1 rRNA gene (running past one end of the window) is annotated in these 2,824 nt (G+C 53.9%); it reads left to right on the forward strand.

The features are described from left to right. Positions 1 to 2,805 (forward strand): 23S ribosomal RNA (locus tag ACP159_RS23445) (it extends 64 nt beyond the left edge of the window). The last annotated feature ends 19 nt before the right edge of the window (positions 2,806 to 2,824 follow it).

The raw sequence follows: 2,824 nt of genomic DNA on the forward strand, positions 1-2,824 counted from the left end.
CTCTGCGATAAGTCATGGTTAGCCGAGAATAGGCTTTGATCCATGAATCTCCGAATGGGGCAACCCACCTGATACTCAGTTATTATTAGCCCTCGTGGTTATTGATAATTGGGTAAAACAGGTACTTATTACCTGAATACATAGGGTTTTAAGAGCAAACCCGGGGAACTGAAACATCTAAGTACCCGGAGGAAAGGACATCAATAGAGACTCCCCTAGTAGCGGCGAGCGAACGGGGACCAGCCGAGCCTTGAGAGTGACCAGAATGATCTGGAAAGATCAGCCATAGTGGGTGACAGCCCCGTATGGGAAGCTCGATGGGACGTATCAAGTAGGGCGGGACACGTGAAATCCTGTCTGAAGATCGGGGGACCACCCCCGAAGGCTAAGTACTCCTTACTGACCGATAGCGAACCAGTACCGTGAGGGAAAGGTGAAAAGCACCCCGACGAGGGGAGTGAAACAGTACCTGAAACCGGACGCCTACAAGCAGTCGGAGGGGCCTTGCGCCCTGACGGCGTACCTTTTGTATAATGGGTCATCGACTTGGTCTATCTAGCAAGCTTAAGCCGTTAGGTGTAGGCGCAGCGAAAGCGAGTCTTAATAGGGCGCATGAGTTAGATGGATCAGACCCGAAACCGAGTGATCTAGGCATGACCAGGATGAAGACAAGGTAACACTTGTTGGAGGTCCGAACCCACACCTGTTGAAAAAGGTCGGGATGAGTTGTGCCTAGGGGTGAAAGGCCAATCAAACTCGGAGATAGCTGGTTCTCTGCGAAATCTATTTAGGTAGAGCGTCATCCGAATACCCCGGGGGGTAGAGCACTGGATGGGTAATGGGGCCCCACAGGCTTACTGATCCTAACCAAACTCCGAATACCCGGGAGTACTAGATGGCAGACACACGGCGGATGCTAACGTCCGTCGTGAAGAGGGAAACAACCCTGACCTACAGCTAAGGCCCCCAATTCATGGCTAAGTGGGAAAGCAGGTGGGACGACCAAAACAACCAGGAGGTTGGCTTAGAAGCAGCCATCCTTTAAAGATAGCGTAACAGCTCACTGGTCTAAACAAGTTGTCCTGCGGCGAAGATGTAACGGGGCTCAAGCCATGAGCCGAAGCTTAGGATGCCGCAAGGCATGGTAGCAGAGCGTAGTGTGACATAGCACTTGTCTTTATTGCCGCACTTAGGAAGCTGGAGCATTAACGTGCTCAAGTAGCCGATAGGCGGTAGCACAAGACAAAGTGCTTTCTGTGAAGCCGGCGCGTGAGCGATCCGGTGGAGAGATCACTAGCGAGAATGATGACATGAGTAGCGACAAAGAGTGTGAGAGACACTCTCGCCGAAAGTCCAAGGGTTCCTGCTTAAAGCTAATCTGAGCAGGGTAAGCCGACCCCTAAGGCGAGGCCGAAAGGCGTAGTCGATGGGAACCAGGTTAATATTCCTGGGCCAGATGGAAGTGACGGATTGCGACTGTAGTTTGCCCTTATCGGATTGGGTGGGCTGCTGAGCGGTTCCTGGAAATAGCTCCATCATGAGATCGTACCCTAAACCGACACAGGTGGACTGGTAGAGAATACCAAGGCGCTTGAGAGAACGATGTTGAAGGAACTCGGCAAAATACCTCCGTAAGTTCGCGAGAAGGAGGCCCGGTTCCTAGGCAACTAGGGGCTGGGGGCACAAACCAGGGGGTGGCGACTGTTTACTAAAAACACAGGGCTCTGCGAAGTCGCAAGACGACGTATAGGGTCTGACGCCTGCCCGGTGCCTGAAGGTTAAAAGGAGGGGTGCAAGCTCTGAATTGAAGCCCAGGTAAACGGCGGCCGTAACTATAACGGTCCTAAGGTAGCGAAATTCCTTGTCGGGTAAGTTCCGACCTGCACGAATGGCGTAACGACTTCCCCGCTGTCTCCAACATCGACTCAGCGAAATTGAATTGCCGGTCAAGATGCCGGCTACCCGCGGTTAGACGGAAAGACCCCATGCACCTTCACTACAGCTTCGCACTGGCATCAGGCACAACATGTGCAGGATAGGTGGTAGGCTTTGAAACCGGGACGCCAGTCCCGGTGGAGCCATCCTTGAGATACCACCCTTGTTCTGCTTGATGTCTAACCGCGGTCCGTTATCCGGATCCGGGACCCTGCGTGGCGGGTAGTTTGACTGGGGCGGTCGCCTCCTAAAGCGTAACGGAGGCGCGCGAAGGTTGGCTCAGAGCGGTCGGAAATCGCTCGTTGAGTGCAATGGCAAAAGCCAGCCTGACTGCGAGACTGACAAGTCGAGCAGAGACGAAAGTCGGCCATAGTGATCCGGTGGTCCCAAGTGGGAGGGCCATCGCTCAACGGATAAAAGGTACGCTGGGGATAACAGGCTGATACTGCCCAAGAGTCCATATCGACGGCAGTGTTTGGCACCTCGATGTCGGCTCATCTCATCCTGGGGCTGGAGCAGGTCCCAAGGGTATGGCTGTTCGCCATTTAAAGAGGTACGTGAGCTGGGTTTAGAACGTCGTGAGACAGTTCGGTCCCTATCTGCCGTGGGTGTAGGATACTTGAGAGGAGTTGCCCCTAGTACGAGAGGACCGGGGTGAACGTTCCACTGGTGGACCTGTTGTTGCGCCAGCAGCAGTGCAGGGTAGCTATGAACGGACAGGATAACCGCTGAAGGCATCTAAGCGGGAAGCCCCCCTCAAAACAAGGTATCCCTGAGGACCGTGGTAGACCACCACGTCGATAGGCCGGAGATGTAAGCGCAGCAATGCGTTCAGTTGACCGGTACTAATGGTCCGATAGGCTTGATTTGATCCAGTAACAGCAAGGCT

The sequence above is a fragment of the Tropicibacter sp. S64 genome (genome assembly GCF_049803835.1).
Classification (GTDB): domain Bacteria; phylum Pseudomonadota; class Alphaproteobacteria; order Rhodobacterales; family Rhodobacteraceae; genus Pacificoceanicola.